General features: G+C 68.1%; 13 protein-coding genes. 8 read left to right on the top strand and 5 right to left on the bottom strand.

Features of this window, described 5'->3' with window-relative positions; all coding sequences use genetic code 11:
• Positions 1-14 precede the first annotated feature (14 nt).
• From ACIPTO_RS23255 to dnaA, 5 genes are all read right to left on the bottom strand, one after another.
• Positions 15-569, bottom strand: coding sequence for a DUF721 domain-containing protein (locus ACIPTO_RS23255; protein ID WP_401195137.1), 555 nt, complete (start codon positions 567-569; stop codon positions 15-17).
• Entirely contained in the window at positions 566-1,687 is a 1,122-nt protein-coding gene (gene recF / locus ACIPTO_RS23250; RefSeq protein WP_401195134.1) for a DNA replication/repair protein RecF, read from the bottom strand. Before recF ends, ACIPTO_RS23255 begins: the two co-directional genes overlap by 4 nt.
• An 87-nt stretch (positions 1,688-1,774) precedes the next feature.
• On the bottom strand, positions 1,775-2,650 hold the full coding sequence (gnd, locus tag ACIPTO_RS23245) for a phosphogluconate dehydrogenase (NAD(+)-dependent, decarboxylating) (protein ID WP_401195131.1): 876 nt from the start codon (positions 2,648-2,650) through the stop codon (positions 1,775-1,777).
• A 149-nt stretch (positions 2,651-2,799) separates the two neighbouring features.
• The gene (dnaN, locus tag ACIPTO_RS23240) at positions 2,800-3,930 is read right to left on the bottom strand and encodes a DNA polymerase III subunit beta (protein WP_366318731.1); all 1,131 of its coding nucleotides are present in this window, start codon (positions 3,928-3,930) and stop codon (positions 2,800-2,802) included.
• A 1,008-nt stretch (positions 3,931-4,938) separates the two neighbouring features.
• The gene (gene dnaA, locus ACIPTO_RS23235; protein WP_401195128.1) at positions 4,939-6,951 is read right to left on the bottom strand and encodes a chromosomal replication initiator protein DnaA; all 2,013 of its coding nucleotides are present in this window, start codon (positions 6,949-6,951) and stop codon (positions 4,939-4,941) included.
• Between the two features lie 399 nt (positions 6,952-7,350).
• Between dnaA and rpmH the strand changes: the two genes are divergently transcribed.
• From rpmH to ACIPTO_RS23195, 8 genes are all read left to right on the top strand, one after another.
• Positions 7,351-7,488 carry a 50S ribosomal protein L34 gene (gene rpmH / locus ACIPTO_RS23230; RefSeq protein ID WP_006381191.1) on the top strand — a complete coding sequence of 46 codons (138 nt, stop codon included), beginning with the start codon at positions 7,351-7,353 and terminating at the stop codon, positions 7,486-7,488.
• A 21-nt stretch (positions 7,489-7,509) separates the two neighbouring features.
• Positions 7,510-7,881: a ribonuclease P protein component gene (gene rnpA, locus ACIPTO_RS23225; RefSeq protein WP_366318735.1), complete on the top strand. Its 372-nt coding sequence runs from the start codon at positions 7,510-7,512 to the stop codon at positions 7,879-7,881.
• Positions 7,878-8,231 carry a membrane protein insertion efficiency factor YidD gene (gene yidD / locus ACIPTO_RS23220; RefSeq protein WP_019073355.1) on the top strand — a complete coding sequence of 118 codons (354 nt, stop codon included), beginning with the start codon at positions 7,878-7,880 and terminating at the stop codon, positions 8,229-8,231. Before rnpA ends, yidD begins: the two co-directional genes overlap by 4 nt.
• A 3-nt stretch (positions 8,232-8,234) precedes the next feature.
• Positions 8,235-9,530 (top strand): membrane protein insertase YidC, encoded by a 1,296-nt coding sequence (gene yidC / locus ACIPTO_RS23215; protein ID WP_401195124.1) that lies wholly within the window; start codon positions 8,235-8,237, stop codon positions 9,528-9,530.
• A gap of 15 nt (positions 9,531-9,545) precedes the next feature.
• Positions 9,546-10,058 carry a R3H domain-containing nucleic acid-binding protein gene (locus ACIPTO_RS23210; RefSeq protein WP_366318740.1) on the top strand — a complete coding sequence of 171 codons (513 nt, stop codon included), beginning with the start codon at positions 9,546-9,548 and terminating at the stop codon, positions 10,056-10,058.
• 135 nt (positions 10,059-10,193) lie between these two features.
• Entirely contained in the window at positions 10,194-10,910 is a 717-nt protein-coding gene (gene rsmG / locus ACIPTO_RS23205; RefSeq protein WP_401195121.1) for a 16S rRNA (guanine(527)-N(7))-methyltransferase RsmG, read from the top strand.
• Between the two features lie 364 nt (positions 10,911-11,274).
• Positions 11,275-12,348 (top strand): ParA family protein, encoded by a 1,074-nt coding sequence (locus ACIPTO_RS23200; protein WP_366319175.1) that lies wholly within the window; start codon positions 11,275-11,277, stop codon positions 12,346-12,348.
• Positions 12,345-13,436: a ParB/RepB/Spo0J family partition protein gene (locus ACIPTO_RS23195; RefSeq protein WP_366318744.1), complete on the top strand. Its 1,092-nt coding sequence runs from the start codon at positions 12,345-12,347 to the stop codon at positions 13,434-13,436. Before ACIPTO_RS23200 ends, ACIPTO_RS23195 begins: the two co-directional genes overlap by 4 nt.
• Positions 13,437-13,596 lie beyond the last annotated feature (160 nt).

Raw genomic sequence — 13,596 nt, 5'->3', positions numbered from 1 at the left:
CGGTGTGATGTCAGTCACCCATAGGTGTCGCCGGGACCCGTGCTGCCGGGAGCGCGCAGGGGACCGTAGCGACGGGGTGGCCCACCAGGGCCGTTCACCTTGAGGAAGCGCACCGTGCCGTGCCCCAGGTCCTCGTTCAGACGGGCGACCAGCTGCGGCGCGAGCAGCCTCAGGTTCGTCGCCCAGGCCGTGGAGTCGCAGCGCACGATCAGGACCCGCTCGTCCTCGTCGTACTTCTCCGGCACGCAGTGGTTGGCCAGGTCCTCGCCGACGATCTGCGGCCAGCGGCCCATCACGCCGCCCACCGCGGCCGGCGTCTCCCAGCCGCGCTCGGTCAGCAGCCGGTTGATCGCGGCGCCGAGCGCCATGGGGTCACGGCCGTCGGCGCGCGCGCCGGAGCGCAGTCCGCCGCGCCGCGCCTGCTTCTTCTGCTGCGCCGCGTCCCCACGCGCGCGTGCCTGCTCCTTCGCGGCGCGCAACGCCACGCGCGCGAGGTCGACGCCCGAAGGCTCGGCACCCTTCTTCGCGGCGGGCGTCTCCGGGCGCTCGGCGGGCTCGTCGGCGCTCATACGCGCTCCACCGTCCCCTCCGCCACGCTGTACCGCGTACCGGCCAGGACGTGCGGTACGTCGTCGTCGACGGCCGCCGTCACCAGCACCTGCTCGCCGGGCGCCACCAGCTCGGCCAGCCGCTCCCGACGGCGCGTGTCCAGCTCCGCGAACACGTCGTCGAGCACCAGCACCGGCTCGTTCCCCTCGGCCCGGAGCAGGTCGTACGACGCGAGCCGCAGCGCCAGCGCGTACGACCAGGACTCACCGTGCGACGCGTACCCCTTGGCGGGCAGCTGACCCAGCTTGAGGATCACGTCGTCCCGATGCGGTCCCACGAGGGTGACGCCTCGCTCGATCTCCTGCTTGCGGGCCTCCGCGATCGCCGCCATCAGCTGCTCGTAGAGATCTTCACGCGTGTGTGCCTCACCGGGCGCCGACGGCTTGTACTCCAGGGCCACCGGGCCGCCGCCGGGCGCCAGTTGCTCGTACGCCTTGTCGGCGAGGGGCTGCACCGCGGCGATCAGATCGAGCCGCTGGGCGAGCAACTCGGCCCCCACGCGCGCGAGATGCTGATCCCACACGTCGAGCGTGGACAGGTCCATCGACCGCCCGCCGTGCCGCCGCGCCAGCGCGGCCGACTTCAGCAGGGTGTTGCGCTGCTTGAGCACCCGCTCGTAGTCGGACCGGACCCCGGCCATCCGCGGCGACCGCGCGGTGATCAGCTCGTCCAGGAACCGCCGCCGCTCCCCGGGGTCCCCCTTCACCAGCGCGAGATCCTCCGGCGCGAACAGCACGGTCCGTACGATGCCCAGCACGTCACGCGGTCTGACCTGCGAGGACCGGTTGATACGGGCGCGGTTGGCGCGGCCGGGGTTCAGCTCCAGCTCGACCAGCTGCTGCCGCTCGCCCTGCCTGACCTGCGCCCGGATGATCGCCCGCTCGGCGCCCATGCGGACGAGGGGGGCGTCGGAGGAGACGCGGTGACTGCCCAGGGTGGCGAGATAGCCGATCGCCTCGACGAGGTTGGTCTTGCCCTGCCCGTTGGGCCCCACGAACGCGGTGACGCCGGGGTCGAGCGGAACGTCGACCCCGGCGTACGAGCGGAAGTCGGCCAGCGACAGATGCGTGACGTGCATGGTCGTTCGCCGACCTCCCCCAGGTTGTGGATCCACCGGCCGAGGCCAGTGGATCTGCGGATCTGTGGATTACTTCGTCCCTGTGGACTACTTCGTCTCTACGGCGTGGCCGCCGAACTGGTTGCGCAGTGCGGCGACCATCTTCATCTGCGGCGAGTCGTCCTGGCGCGAGGCGAACCGGGCGAACAGGGAGGCAGTGATCGCGGGCAGCGGCACGGCGTTGTCGATGGCGGCCTCGACGGTCCAGCGGCCCTCGCCAGAGTCCTCGGCGTAGCCCTTGAGCTTGTCCAGGTGCTCGTCGCCGTCGAGGGCGTTGACGGCCAGGTCCAGCAGCCAGGAACGGATGACCGTGCCCTCCTGCCAGGAGCGGAAGACCTCGCGGACGTCGGTGACGGAGTGGACCTTCTCCAGCAGTTCCCAGCCCTCGGCGTAGGCCTGCATCATGGCGTACTCGATGCCGTTGTGGACCATCTTGGAGAAGTGGCCCGCGCCGACCTTGCCGGCGTGGACGAAGCCGAAGTCGCCCTCGGGCTTGAGGGCGTCGAAGACCGGCTGGACCTTGGCGATGTTCTCGGCGTCGCCGCCGACCATCAGGGCGTAGCCGTTCTTCAGGCCCCAGACGCCGCCCGAGACGCCCGCGTCGACGAACCCGATGCCCTTGGCGCCCAGCTCCTCGGCGTGCTTCTCGTCGTCCGTCCAGCGGGAGTTGCCGCCGTCCACGACGACGTCGCCGGCCTCCAGGAGGCCGGCCAGTTCGTCGACGGTGGCCTGGGTCGGGGCGCCGGCCGGGACCATCACCCACACCACACGCGGGCCCTTGAGCTTGCCCACAAGCTCTTCCAGGCTGTGGACATCGGCGAGGTCCGGGTTGCGGTCATATCCGATGACGGTGTGGCCTGCGCGGCGGATGCGCTCGCGCATGTTGCCGCCCATCTTGCCGAGGCCGACGAGACCGAGCTCCATCAGTTGTTCCTTACGGTGCGACGTGGCATGAAGGCACTTGCGTACCTGTGTCCGAGCCTAGACCCGGACGGTCATGCACACCTGTGGGCATACGCGCTCAGAAGTACCGCGTCGTATGCCCCGACCTGCGGTGTTCTCGTCGGTGTGGATCAGCCGCTCAGGCGGACCGGCATGATCAGGTACTTGTAGGCCTCGTCCGCCTCCGCGTCCAGGGCCGGCTTGCCGCTGAGCAGCGCGGGCTTGGTGGAGGTCGTGAAGGAGAGCTGGGCCACCGGGGAGTCGATGGCGCTCAGGCCGTCCAGCAGGAACGTCGGGTTGAAGGCGATCGACACGTCGTCACCCTCCAGGTTCGCGTCGACGCGCTCCACAGCCTGTGCGTCGTCGCTGGAACCGGCCTCCAGGATCAGCACGCCCTGCTCGAAGCTCAGCCGCACCGGGGTGTTGCGCTCGGCGACCAGGGCCACGCGCTTGACGGCCTCCACGAAGGGGGCGGTCTCGATCACGGCGATGGAGTTGAACTCCGTCGGGAACAGCGAGCGGTACTTCGGGAGGTCACCCTCCAGGAGACGGGTCGTCGTACGGCGGCCGGCGCCCTCGAAGCCGATGAGGCCCTCGCCCGCGCCCGAGCCGGACAGCGCCAGGGTCACGCTGTCGCCGCTCGTGAGGGCCTTGGCGGTGTCCAGGAGCGTCTTGGCGGGCACCAGGGCGACCGCGGACGCCTCAGGGTTCTCCGGCTTCCACAGGAACTCGCGGACCGCGAAGCGGTAGCGGTCGGTGGACGCCAGCGTCACCGTGTCGCCCTCGATCTCGATGCGCACACCGGTGAGGACGGGCAGCGTGTCGTCACGGCCGGCGGCGATGGCCACCTGGGCGGCCGCCGAGGCGAACACCTCACCGGGGACGGTGCCGGTCGCGGTCGGCATCTGCGGCAGTGCCGGGTACTCCTCCACAGGCAGTGTGTGCAGGGTGAAGCGGGAGGAGCCGCAGACCACCGTCGCCCGTACACCGTCTGTGGAAATCTCCACCGGTCGGTTGGGAAGGGCGCGGCAGATGTCGGCGAGGAGTCGGCCGGAGACGAGGACCGTGCCCTCCTCCTCGACCTCCGCGTCGACCGACACGCGCGCGGAGACCTCGTAGTCGAAGCTGGACAGGCTGAGCTGTCCCTCCTCGGACTTCAGCAGGAGGCCGGCGAGGACCGGCGCCGGCGGACGGGCCGGGAGGCTGCGTGCCGCCCAGGCCACGGCTTCCGCGAGTACGTCGCGTTCCACCCGGATCTTCACTGTTGCCGCCTCCTGCTGTTGCCGGCGCTTCTCGGCCTGCCTGGCTTCGTCATCTGTCTCGGTGTCGTCGGTCCCTGTGAGGGGAAGGACAACGGGGAACAGTCTGACGCACAGCACTGACAGTAGGTGCCCGTCGGGGTCAAGTCGTGACGAGCGGCTGTCGGACGACGAAGAGCAAGTTGTGCACAGGCCCCTCTTCGAAACGGATTCCGAGCTCTCTCTAGTTGCTAGTAGTAGTAGGGGCTGTGGATACCGTGGATAACCGCGTTTTCGCAGCTCAGGGCAGGAATTTTGTCCACTGACCCTGTGGGCGACGGTGGTGGACAACCTCGGGTTTCTGTGGAGAACGGAAAGTTCTGCACACCCCATGCACAGCCGAGGGCCACTTCTCCCCAGCGCCGTCCCCAGCTTTACCCGCCTTTCCCACAGCCCAACCCGGCACCTTCGTGTGACGCCTTTCACTCGACACGGTGATGTGGCGCGTTGCGTTGCCGAACAGTGGACAGCGGTGTGGAGAAGCTGAAGATCGCTGGGGACAACCGGCTCCAGCCTGTGGGTTGTCGGTGGACAACTCCGTCCCCAGCCTGTGGATCACGACTCCGTCCCCAGCCTGTGGATATCTTTCGTCCACGGATCCACAACCACCTGACCTGGTCCGATGGTCTCGCACTCACGGAGCCTGTGGACACAGTCTGGACAACTTCGCGGTCCCCAGGATGTGGACGGAAGAAAGTCCCCAAATCTGTGGAGGGCGGCCGTAACCCGGCGGGTAATCGAACAGCTGGGGTTCGGTCCGGGGGTTTGAAACGGTGGACGACGTCCGCCGGAACGGCTCGGGAAGGGCTCCAGAGGGGCTCCGGAGAGGCTTGGGGCGGGTCGGCAAGCCGGTCCGTGAACGGCTGCGGGTCGTCCTGCGACGGCTCCGGCACGACGAAGGGCGCCCCAGGAGAGATCCCGGGGCGCCCTCGATGCCGTGGCGCTGGTGTCGTGGCGTCGGTGCCGTGGCCGTCAGCCGTTCTTGATGCGGTTGGTCAGCTCGGTCACCTGGTTGTAGATCGACCGCCGCTCGGCCATCAGCGCGCGGATCTTGCGGTCGGCGTGCATCACCGTCGTATGGTCCCGGCCGCCGAACTGCGCGCCGATCTTCGGCAGGGAGAGGTCGGTCAGCTCGCGGCACACGTACATGGCGATCTGCCGGGCCGTCACCAACTGCCGGCCGCGTGAACTGCCGCACAGGTCCTCGACGGTGATGCCGAAGTAGTCGGCGGTCGCTCCCATGATGGCCGTCGCGGTGATCTCCGGGGTCGAGTCCTCGCCGCCGGGGATGAGGTCCTTGAGGACGATCTCGGTGAGACCGAGGTCGACCGGCTGCCGGTTGAGCGACGCGAACGCCGTCACCCGGATCAGCGCGCCCTCCAGCTCGCGGATGTTGCGCGAGATGCGGGAGGCGATGAACTCCAGGACCTCCGGCGGGGCGTTGAGCTGCTCCTGCACCGCCTTCTTGCGAAGGATCGCGATACGGGTCTCCAGCTCGGGTGGCTGGACGTCGGTGATCAGACCCCACTCGAAACGGTTCCGCAGCCGGTCCTCCAGAGTGACGAGCTGCTTGGGCGGCCGGTCACTGGAGAGCACGATCTGCTTGTTCGCGTTGTGGAGCGTGTTGAAGGTGTGGAAGAACTCCTCCTGCGTCGACTCCTTGTCCGCGAGGAACTGGATGTCGTCGACAAGAAGGATGTCCATCTCGCGGTACCGCTTGCGGAAGCTGTCGCCCTTGCCGTCGCGGATCGAGTTGATGAACTCGTTGGTGAACTCCTCGGAGCTGACGTACCGCACGCGCGTGCCGGGGTACAGGCTCCGCGCGTAGTGCCCGATCGCGTGCAACAGGTGGGTCTTGCCGAGCCCCGACTCCCCATAGATGAAAAGGGGGTTGTACGCCTTCGCGGGCGCCTCGGCGACGGCCACCGCCGCCGCGTGGGCGAAGCGGTTCGACGCGCCGATGACGAACGTGTCGAAGAGGTACTTCGGGTTCAGGCGCGCGGTCGGCTCCCCCGGACCGGCCGCGGGCGCCGGCTTCGAGCCCAGCGGTCCCGTCGAGCCCGGACCGCCGCGGTGCACATGCCCGGAGCCGACGGGCGCGTGCGAGTCCGACAGATCACGGCGCGCGTCGCGCTGGTTGTACTCCGCGCGGGACTTCTCGTACTCGGCCCGCGACTGCTCGTACTCCGCGCGCTGCTGCTCGTACGACGGACGCTCCATCGGCTGCGGGCGGTACTCCTGCCCCGGCGGCGCGTACTGGTCCTGCTGCGGCTGGTACGAGTCCTGGGGCGACCCGTACTTGTCCGTCGGCTGCGACCCGTACTGGTCCTGCGGCGGTGCCCCGTACTGGTCGCGATCCCGGTCATGGTCCCGGTCACGGGCCTGGGACGGCGAGCCGTACTGGTCCCGGTCCTGCGGCCCGTACTGGTCCTGCGGCGGCGACGCGTACGGGTCCCGCTCGGGGAAACCGAGGCGCTGCTGCTGCCAGCCGTAGTCGTCCTGCGAAGGCCGCGGCCAGGCGCCCGGCTCGGGGCGCTGGTACTCCGAGGGGTAGGCGGGACGCGCGGTGGGCAGCTGGTCGCCGGGACCGCCAGGGAGCGGCTCGGCGCGGTGGCGGCCGTAGCTCTCGTAGGGGTCGCGGCTCTGTTCGGGCTCTTCGTAGCGGCGCTGGGGCGGCGCGGGCGGTGCCGGCGGGCCGGAGGGTTCGCCGGCGGAGTCGTCGACGGTGATCGCGATCCGGATCGGCCGGCCGCACTCGCGGCTCAGCGTCTCGCTGACGATCGGGGCGAGGCGGCCCTCGAGCACGCCTTTCGCAAACTCGTTCGGCACGGCGAGCAGAGCGGTGTCGGCGACGAGTGCCAGGGGCTGGCAGCGCCGGATCCAGTGCTCGTCCTTGGTCTCGACACCCTGCCCACGCCCCTCACCGAGAAGTTGCTCCAGCACGCGTGGCCACACTGCGGCAAGATCGGCAGGTACGTCAGCCACAGGGCACGCTCTCTCACAGGTCCCACGAACGTGTGGTTCGCGGACGGGACGGGATGTAAATCGGGTGGGACGCTGGGGAAAAAGGTGTCGGGGCGGGGGACAAAGGAACGAATCGGAGTCCAGCCACGGTAGTCAGGGCGGCGGGTACGGTTCAAGTTGTTGTCCCCAGCCTGTGGATAGTGTCTCCCTGTGACCGCTGGTTTGACCGGATGGCGTAGCCCCGCGTACCGTGACCAGGTCGAGTTGTCGATGGCTGCTGCCGCCTGCCTCCGATGGGCACAGATCGCATGTGGGTGATCGGTCAGCGGTGCACTCGGGCGTAACTGCGAGCTTCTCGTGGGCGCACGGTGACAGCCAGGACGGCACCCGCAACCACCGATTTATTTCTGGAGCCCCCTCGTGAGCAAGCGCACCTTCCAGCCGAACAACCGTCGTCGGGCCAAGACCCACGGCTTCCGCCTGCGGATGCGTACCCGTGCCGGTCGCGCGATTCTCGCGAACCGTCGTGGCAAGGGTCGCGCCAGCCTGTCCGCCTGATCCCGATCAGGTCATGACGTCGTGCTGCCTACCGAGCATCGGCTGAGGCGGCGCGAAGACTTCGCGACCGCGGTACGACGGGGTCGCCGGGCTGGCCGCCCGCTTCTCGTCGTCCACTTTCGTAGCGGTGCCACGGACCCGCACGCGCCAGGGGAGAGCGCTCCCCCGACGCGTGCGGGTTTCGTCGTCAGCAAGGCGGTGGGCGGCGCCGTGGTACGCAACAAGGTGAAGCGCAGACTTCGCCATCTGATGCGCGAGCGGCTCGCCCTGTTTCCCCCCGGTAGCCTGGTAGTCGTACGAGCGCTGCCCGGAGCGGGCGACGCCGACCATGCACAGCTGGCCCGAGACCTGGATGCCGCCGTTCAGCGGCTGCTGGGAGGGGGCGCGCGATGAAGTACCCGCTACTGGCGCTGATCAAGCTCTATCAGTGGACGATCAGTCCGCTGCTGGGGCCGGTGTGCAAGTACTACCCGTCGTGCTCCCACTACGGCTACACGGCCATAGACCGGCACGGCGCGATCAAGGGCACCGCGCTCACGGCCTGGCGCATTCTGCGGTGCAATCCGTGGTCGCTCGGCGGTGTGGACCATGTCCCGCCGCGCAAGCGTCCGCGGTGGCACGAGATGCTGCGGGGCGCACGGCGCGCAGACAAGGGCGGGACCTCCGCCGCCGAAACGGCCACTGAAGGGCTGAGTCCTTCGAGCCCGGCCGCAGAGACACCGTCCCATGCCCAAGGAGCATGATTAGTGGACACGATTGCCAGTCTTTTCAGCTTCATCACGACACCCGTTTCCTGGGTCATCGTCCAGTTCCACTTGGTGTACGGGAAGGTCTTCGGTCCCGACACGGGCTGGGCCTGGGGCCTGTCCATCGTGTCCCTGGTGATCCTGATCCGCATCTGTCTGATCCCGCTCTTCGTGAAGCAGATCAAGGCGACCCGGGCCATGCAGACCCTGCAGCCCGAGATGAAGAAGATCCAGGAACGCTACAAGAACGACAAGCAGCGTCAGTCCGAAGAGATGATGAAGCTGTACAAGGAGTCGGGTACCAACCCGCTCTCCTCGTGCCTTCCCATCCTGGCGCAGTCCCCGTTCTTCTTCGCCCTGTACCACGTGCTCAACGGCATCGCGACGGGCTCGACGATCGGTGTCATCAACGACTCGCTGCTCGCCAGCGCGCGTAAGGCACACATCTTCGGCGCCCCGCTCGCCGCGAAGTTCACGGACGGCAGCAGCAAGGTTGAGGCGCTCGGCGCCACGCTGACCGACGTCCGGGTCGTCACCGCGATCATGATCGTGATGATGTCGGCGTCGCAGTTCTACACGCAGCGCCAGCTGATGACGAAGAACGTCGACACCACGGTGAAGACCCCGTTCATGCAGCAGCAGAAGATGCTGATGTACGTCTTCCCGGTCATGTTCGCCATCTTCGGCATCAACTTCCCCGTCGGTGTCCTCGTCTACTGGCTGACCACCAACGTGTGGACCATGGGCCAGCAGATGTACGTCATCCGCAACAACCCGACCCCGGGTTCCAAGGCTCAGGCCGCGTACCTGGAGCGCCTCACCAAGCACGTCACGCACCACGAGAAGACCCGCAGCCGTGGCGAGCGCTCCATCGTCAAGGCGATCGTCTCCAAGGGCCGTGACCGCAACGAGTTCGAGCGCAAGTTCATCAACAGCCTGACCAAGGTGGGCCTGGTGGCCCAGGCCGACGGCACCGTGGTGAAGGGCGAGAGCACGGCGGTGGAGACCGAGGACGGTACGCCGACCACGGCCACCCCGAGGCGCCAGCAGCCCAAGCGGCAGACCAAGGCCCAGCGCCAGTCCACCGCCGCGAGGGCCACCGACGACAGTGCCGAGAACACGCCCGACGCCGACGAGTCGAAGACCTCGCTGAGCAAGTCGGACGAGCCCGAGGACGCCAAGCCCGCCACCGCTGCGAAGAAGCCCGCGCCGAAGCCGGCCGGCGGTACCCGCAGCAAGGCCCAGTCCGGACAGCGCAAGGGTCCGCAGCGGCCCAAGTCCCCGTCCAAGAAGTAAGAAGGAGTCCATCCCGTGACGGAAGGCACCACCTCCGCCGCTGCCGAGGGTGCAGACACCCTGTCCCGCCTGGAGCAGGAGGGCGAGATCGCGGCGGACTACCTCGAGGGTCTGCTGGACATCGCTGATCTCGACGGCGACATCGACATGGATGTCGAGGCCGACCGGGCCGCTGTCTCGATCATCAGCGACAGCGGCGGCCGTGACCTGCAGAAGCTCGTCGGCCGTGACGGTGAGGTGCTGGAGGCACTTCAGGAGCTCACGCGCCTGGCCGTGCACCGGGAGACCGGGGACCGCAGCCGGCTGATGCTGGACATCGCGGGCTACCGCGCCAAGAAGCGCACCGAGCTCTCCGAACTGGGCGCCAAGGCCGCGGCCGACGTGAAGAACACCGGCGAGCCGGTGAAGCTGAACCCGATGACCCCGTTCGAGCGCAAGGTCGTGCACGACGCGGTCAAGGCCGCGGGACTGCGCAGCGAGTCGGAGGGCGAGGAGCCGCAGCGCTTCGTCGTCGTGCTTCCCGCCTGATCGGTCCCCGTGTATCACCGGCCCCGTCTGTTGAGCAGACGGGGCCGAACTTTGTCAGCCTGATAGTCCTGTAGTTCTGGTGGTCCTGGTGGTCAGCGCCCAATGCGCTTTTGCGGTACGGAAGGACGGTCCCCCGTGACGGAGGCAGCGGAGCTTCCCCCCGCGCCCGAGCAGGCGCGCGAGGTGTTCGGCGATCGCTTCGAGGATGCGGTCCGGTACGCCGAGTTGCTCGCCGATGCGGGTGTGCAGCGCGGCCTGATCGGCCCACGTGAGGTGCCCCGCCTGTGGGAGCGGCACCTGCTGAACTGCGCGGTCCTCTCGGAGGTCGTGCCCGACGGAGTGACGGTGTGCGACGTCGGCTCCGGCGCCGGCCTCCCGGGCATTCCCCTCGCCCTGGTCCGCGAGGACATCAAGATCACCCTGCTCGAACCGCTGCTCCGCCGCACGAACTTCCTCACCGAGGTCGTCGAACTCCTGGGCCTCGATCACGTCACCGTCGTACGCGGCCGTGCCGAGGAGGTCATGGGCAAGCTGCAGCCGGTCCATGTGGTGACGGCCCGCGCCGTGGCCCCCCTGGAGCGACTGGCCACCTGGGGCATCCCACTGCTGCGTCCCTACGGCGAGATGCTCGCTCTCAAAGGGGACACGGCCGAGGAAGAGCTCAAGAGTGCGGCGACCGTGCTCAGCAAGCTCGGCGCCGTCGAGACGTCCATCCTGCAAGTCGGCGAGGGCGTCGTCGATCCGCTGTCCACGGTGGTCCGTGTCGAGGTCGGGGAGAGCCCCGGCGGGGTCCGTTTCGCGGCCAAGCGGGCCAAGGCGGCTCGTACGGGACGCACGCGTCGGCGTCGTTGAGGACGGCTCGGTTCCTGGGGCGGGTCGGCCTCAGAGCGTGTGGAAGGTGAGTCTCGGGCGTTGAGGCAAGTCGGTCTCGGTGCTGCTCCATGTCGCCGATCCGCCCTGACGACGAGACTTACTCCACACAAGCTGCCAAAACTACGCATGCCGGAGTGTCGCGACAGTTCGGCCTCGGCTGCTGTGCATCGTGTTTCACGTGAAACGTCGCTCACTGCTGCACGGCATCATCGGTCGCACCCGCGCCGCGGCCGAACCCCGCGACCGGAAGCCTCTCGGATCACTCGGAGAGGGCACGGAGTTGTCCACAGAGGTGGAATTCTCCACAGAACCCCAGGCCTCACTGGTTCACGACCCTGAAGACATGGGAGGCTCTGTTCATTGCGAGCCTGAAGTCGAGGAGAGTGAATCCTTGCGGTCCGACGCCAACATCGCGGGACCGATGACCGATCCGGTCCCCGGTCCCCGTACCGAGTCGATGGGGGAGGATGTTTCACGTGAAACACCGCCCCCTATGGACGACACTCCCATCGGTCGTGCTGCCCAACTGGCGGTGGAAGCCCTAGGCCGTGCCGGCGAGGGTCTGCCACGTCCTGAGCAGACCCGCATCATGGTCGTCGCCAACCAAAAGGGTGGGGTGGGCAAGACGACGACGACCGTCAATCTTGCCGCTTCGCTGGCACTGCATGGCGCCCGTGTTCTGGTGGTCGACCTTGACCCACAGGGCAATGCGTCCACGGCGCTGGGGATCGACCACCACGCGGAAGTCCCTTCCATCTATGACGTGTTGGTCGACAGCAGACCTCTCTCCGAGGTCGTGCAGCCGGTCCCCGATGTCGAGGGTCTCTTCTGTGCCCCCGCCACGATCGATCTCGCCGGTGCGGAGATCGAGCTGGTGTCCCTGGTGGCCCGGGAGAGCCGACTCCAGCGGGCGATTCAGGCCTACGAGCAGCCGTTGGACTACATCCTCATCGACTGTCCGCCCTCGCTCGGCCTGCTGACGGTCAACGCGTTGGTCGCCGGTGCGGAGGTTCTCATCCCGATCCAGTGCGAGTACTACGCGCTGGAAGGCCTCGGCCAGTTGCTCCGCAACGTCGACCTGGTCCGGGGGCACCTCAACCCCAACCTGCATGTGTCGACCATCCTGCTCACCATGTACGACGGCCGGACGCGTCTGGCGTCCCAGGTCGCGGACGAGGTGCGCAGTCACTTCGGCGACGAGGTGCTGCGGACGAGCATTCCCCGCTCGGTCCGTATCTCCGAGGCACCGAGTTATGGGCAGACGGTACTGACCTACGATCCCGGATCGAGCGGTGCCCTCTCCTACTTCGAGGCAGCAAGGGAAATCGCGTTGAAGGGTGTGGGCGTCAGCTACGACGCGACCCACGCGCACATCGGCGCTCAGAGCGAGCAGAGCATGGTGGAGGGCATCCAGTGAGCGAGCGACGGAGGGGTTTGGGCCGTGGGCTCGGCGCACTGATCCCCGCAGCCCCGACCGGGGAGAAGACGGCGGCTCCGACCGCCATGGGTTCCGCGTCCCCGACCACGGTTCCGGTCATCCCCGGCGACCGAGGGGTGGCCGCAGCGAAGGTCACCACGCTGCCGCCAGTCTCATACGACGTGGAGGAGCCGTCGACGAACGGCACGGTGGAGATGTTCGCGCCTCCCATCGGTGCCCACTTCGCCGAGCTGCCCCTCGACGCCATCACGCCGAACTCACGCCAGCCGCGTGAGGTCTTCGACGAAGACGCGCTGCAGGAGCTCGTCACCTCCATCAAGGAGGTCGGCCTTCTCCAGCCCGTCGTCGTACGGCAGGTCGGCCCGGCCAGCTACGAACTCATCATGGGCGAGCGGCGCTGGCGGGCGTGCCGTGAGGCGGGCCTGGAAGCGATCCCGGCGATCGTGCGGGCCACGGACGACGAGAAGCTTCTCCTGGACGCCCTCTTGGAGAACCTGCACCGCGCCCAGCTGAACCCGCTCGAAGAGGCGGCCGCGTACGACCAGCTGCTCAAGGACTTCAACTGCACGCACGACCAGCTGGCGGACCGCATCGGTCGTTCCCGCCCGCAGGTCTCCAACACCCTGCGTCTGCTGAAGCTCTCGCCGTCGGTCCAGCGCCGTGTCGCCGCCGGAGTCCTCTCCGCCGGTCACGCCCGGGCCCTGCTCTCCGTCGATGACTCGGAGGAGCAGGACCGGCTCGCTCACCGGATCGTGGCCGAAGGGCTCTCGGTGCGCGCCGTCGAGGAGATCGTGACCCTCATGGGTTCGCGGCCTCAGACGGCTCAGCGCTCCAAGGGACCGCGAGCCGGCGCTCTCGTCTCCCCGGCGCTGTCCGATCTCGCCACGCGTCTCTCCGATCGCTTCGAGACCCGGGTGAAGGTGGACCTGGGCCAGAAGAAGGGCAAGATCACTGTCGAGTTCGCCTCGATGGAGGACCTGGAACGCATCCTCGGTTCGTTGGCTCCGGGCGAGGGACCGGTCCTGCAGCGGAGCCTGCTGGACGACGAGACGGAGGACGAGGCCTGAGCCCTTCTGCCTTCGGGCATGGGTTCTGTCCGTCCGACCAGAAGAGCGGGCCGTGTCCGGTGAGTACCGGAACACGGCCCGCTCTTTGCTTTCTGTCGGTGTCGATGGATTCGCATCATGGATACGATGCGAATCGGGTATGGCGCATCCACCTGGCAGC

The organism is Streptomyces sp. NPDC090083, from assembly GCF_044747445.1.
Taxonomy (GTDB): domain Bacteria; phylum Actinomycetota; class Actinomycetes; order Streptomycetales; family Streptomycetaceae; genus Streptomyces.
The sequence above is the reverse complement of the archived record's forward strand: the minus strand, read 5'-3'. Positions and strand labels throughout refer to the sequence as shown.

What these genes read in the sequence shown, in the direction of transcription:
- recF (WP_401195134.1), bottom strand. Translation starts at nt 1,687, where the DNA reads ATGCACGTCACGCATCTGTCGCTGGCCGACTTCCGCTCGTACGCCGGG.
- yidD (WP_019073355.1), top strand. Translation starts at nt 7,878, where the DNA reads ATGAAGTACCCGCTACTGGCGCTGATCAAGCTCTATCAGTGGACGATC.
- ACIPTO_RS23200 (WP_366319175.1), top strand. Translation starts at nt 11,275, where the DNA reads ATGGGAGGCTCTGTTCATTGCGAGCCTGAAGTCGAGGAGAGTGAATCC.
- gnd (WP_401195131.1), bottom strand. Translation starts at nt 2,650, where the DNA reads ATGGAGCTCGGTCTCGTCGGCCTCGGCAAGATGGGCGGCAACATGCGC.
- ACIPTO_RS23255 (WP_401195137.1), bottom strand. Translation starts at nt 569, where the DNA reads ATGAGCGCCGACGAGCCCGCCGAGCGCCCGGAGACGCCCGCCGCGAAG.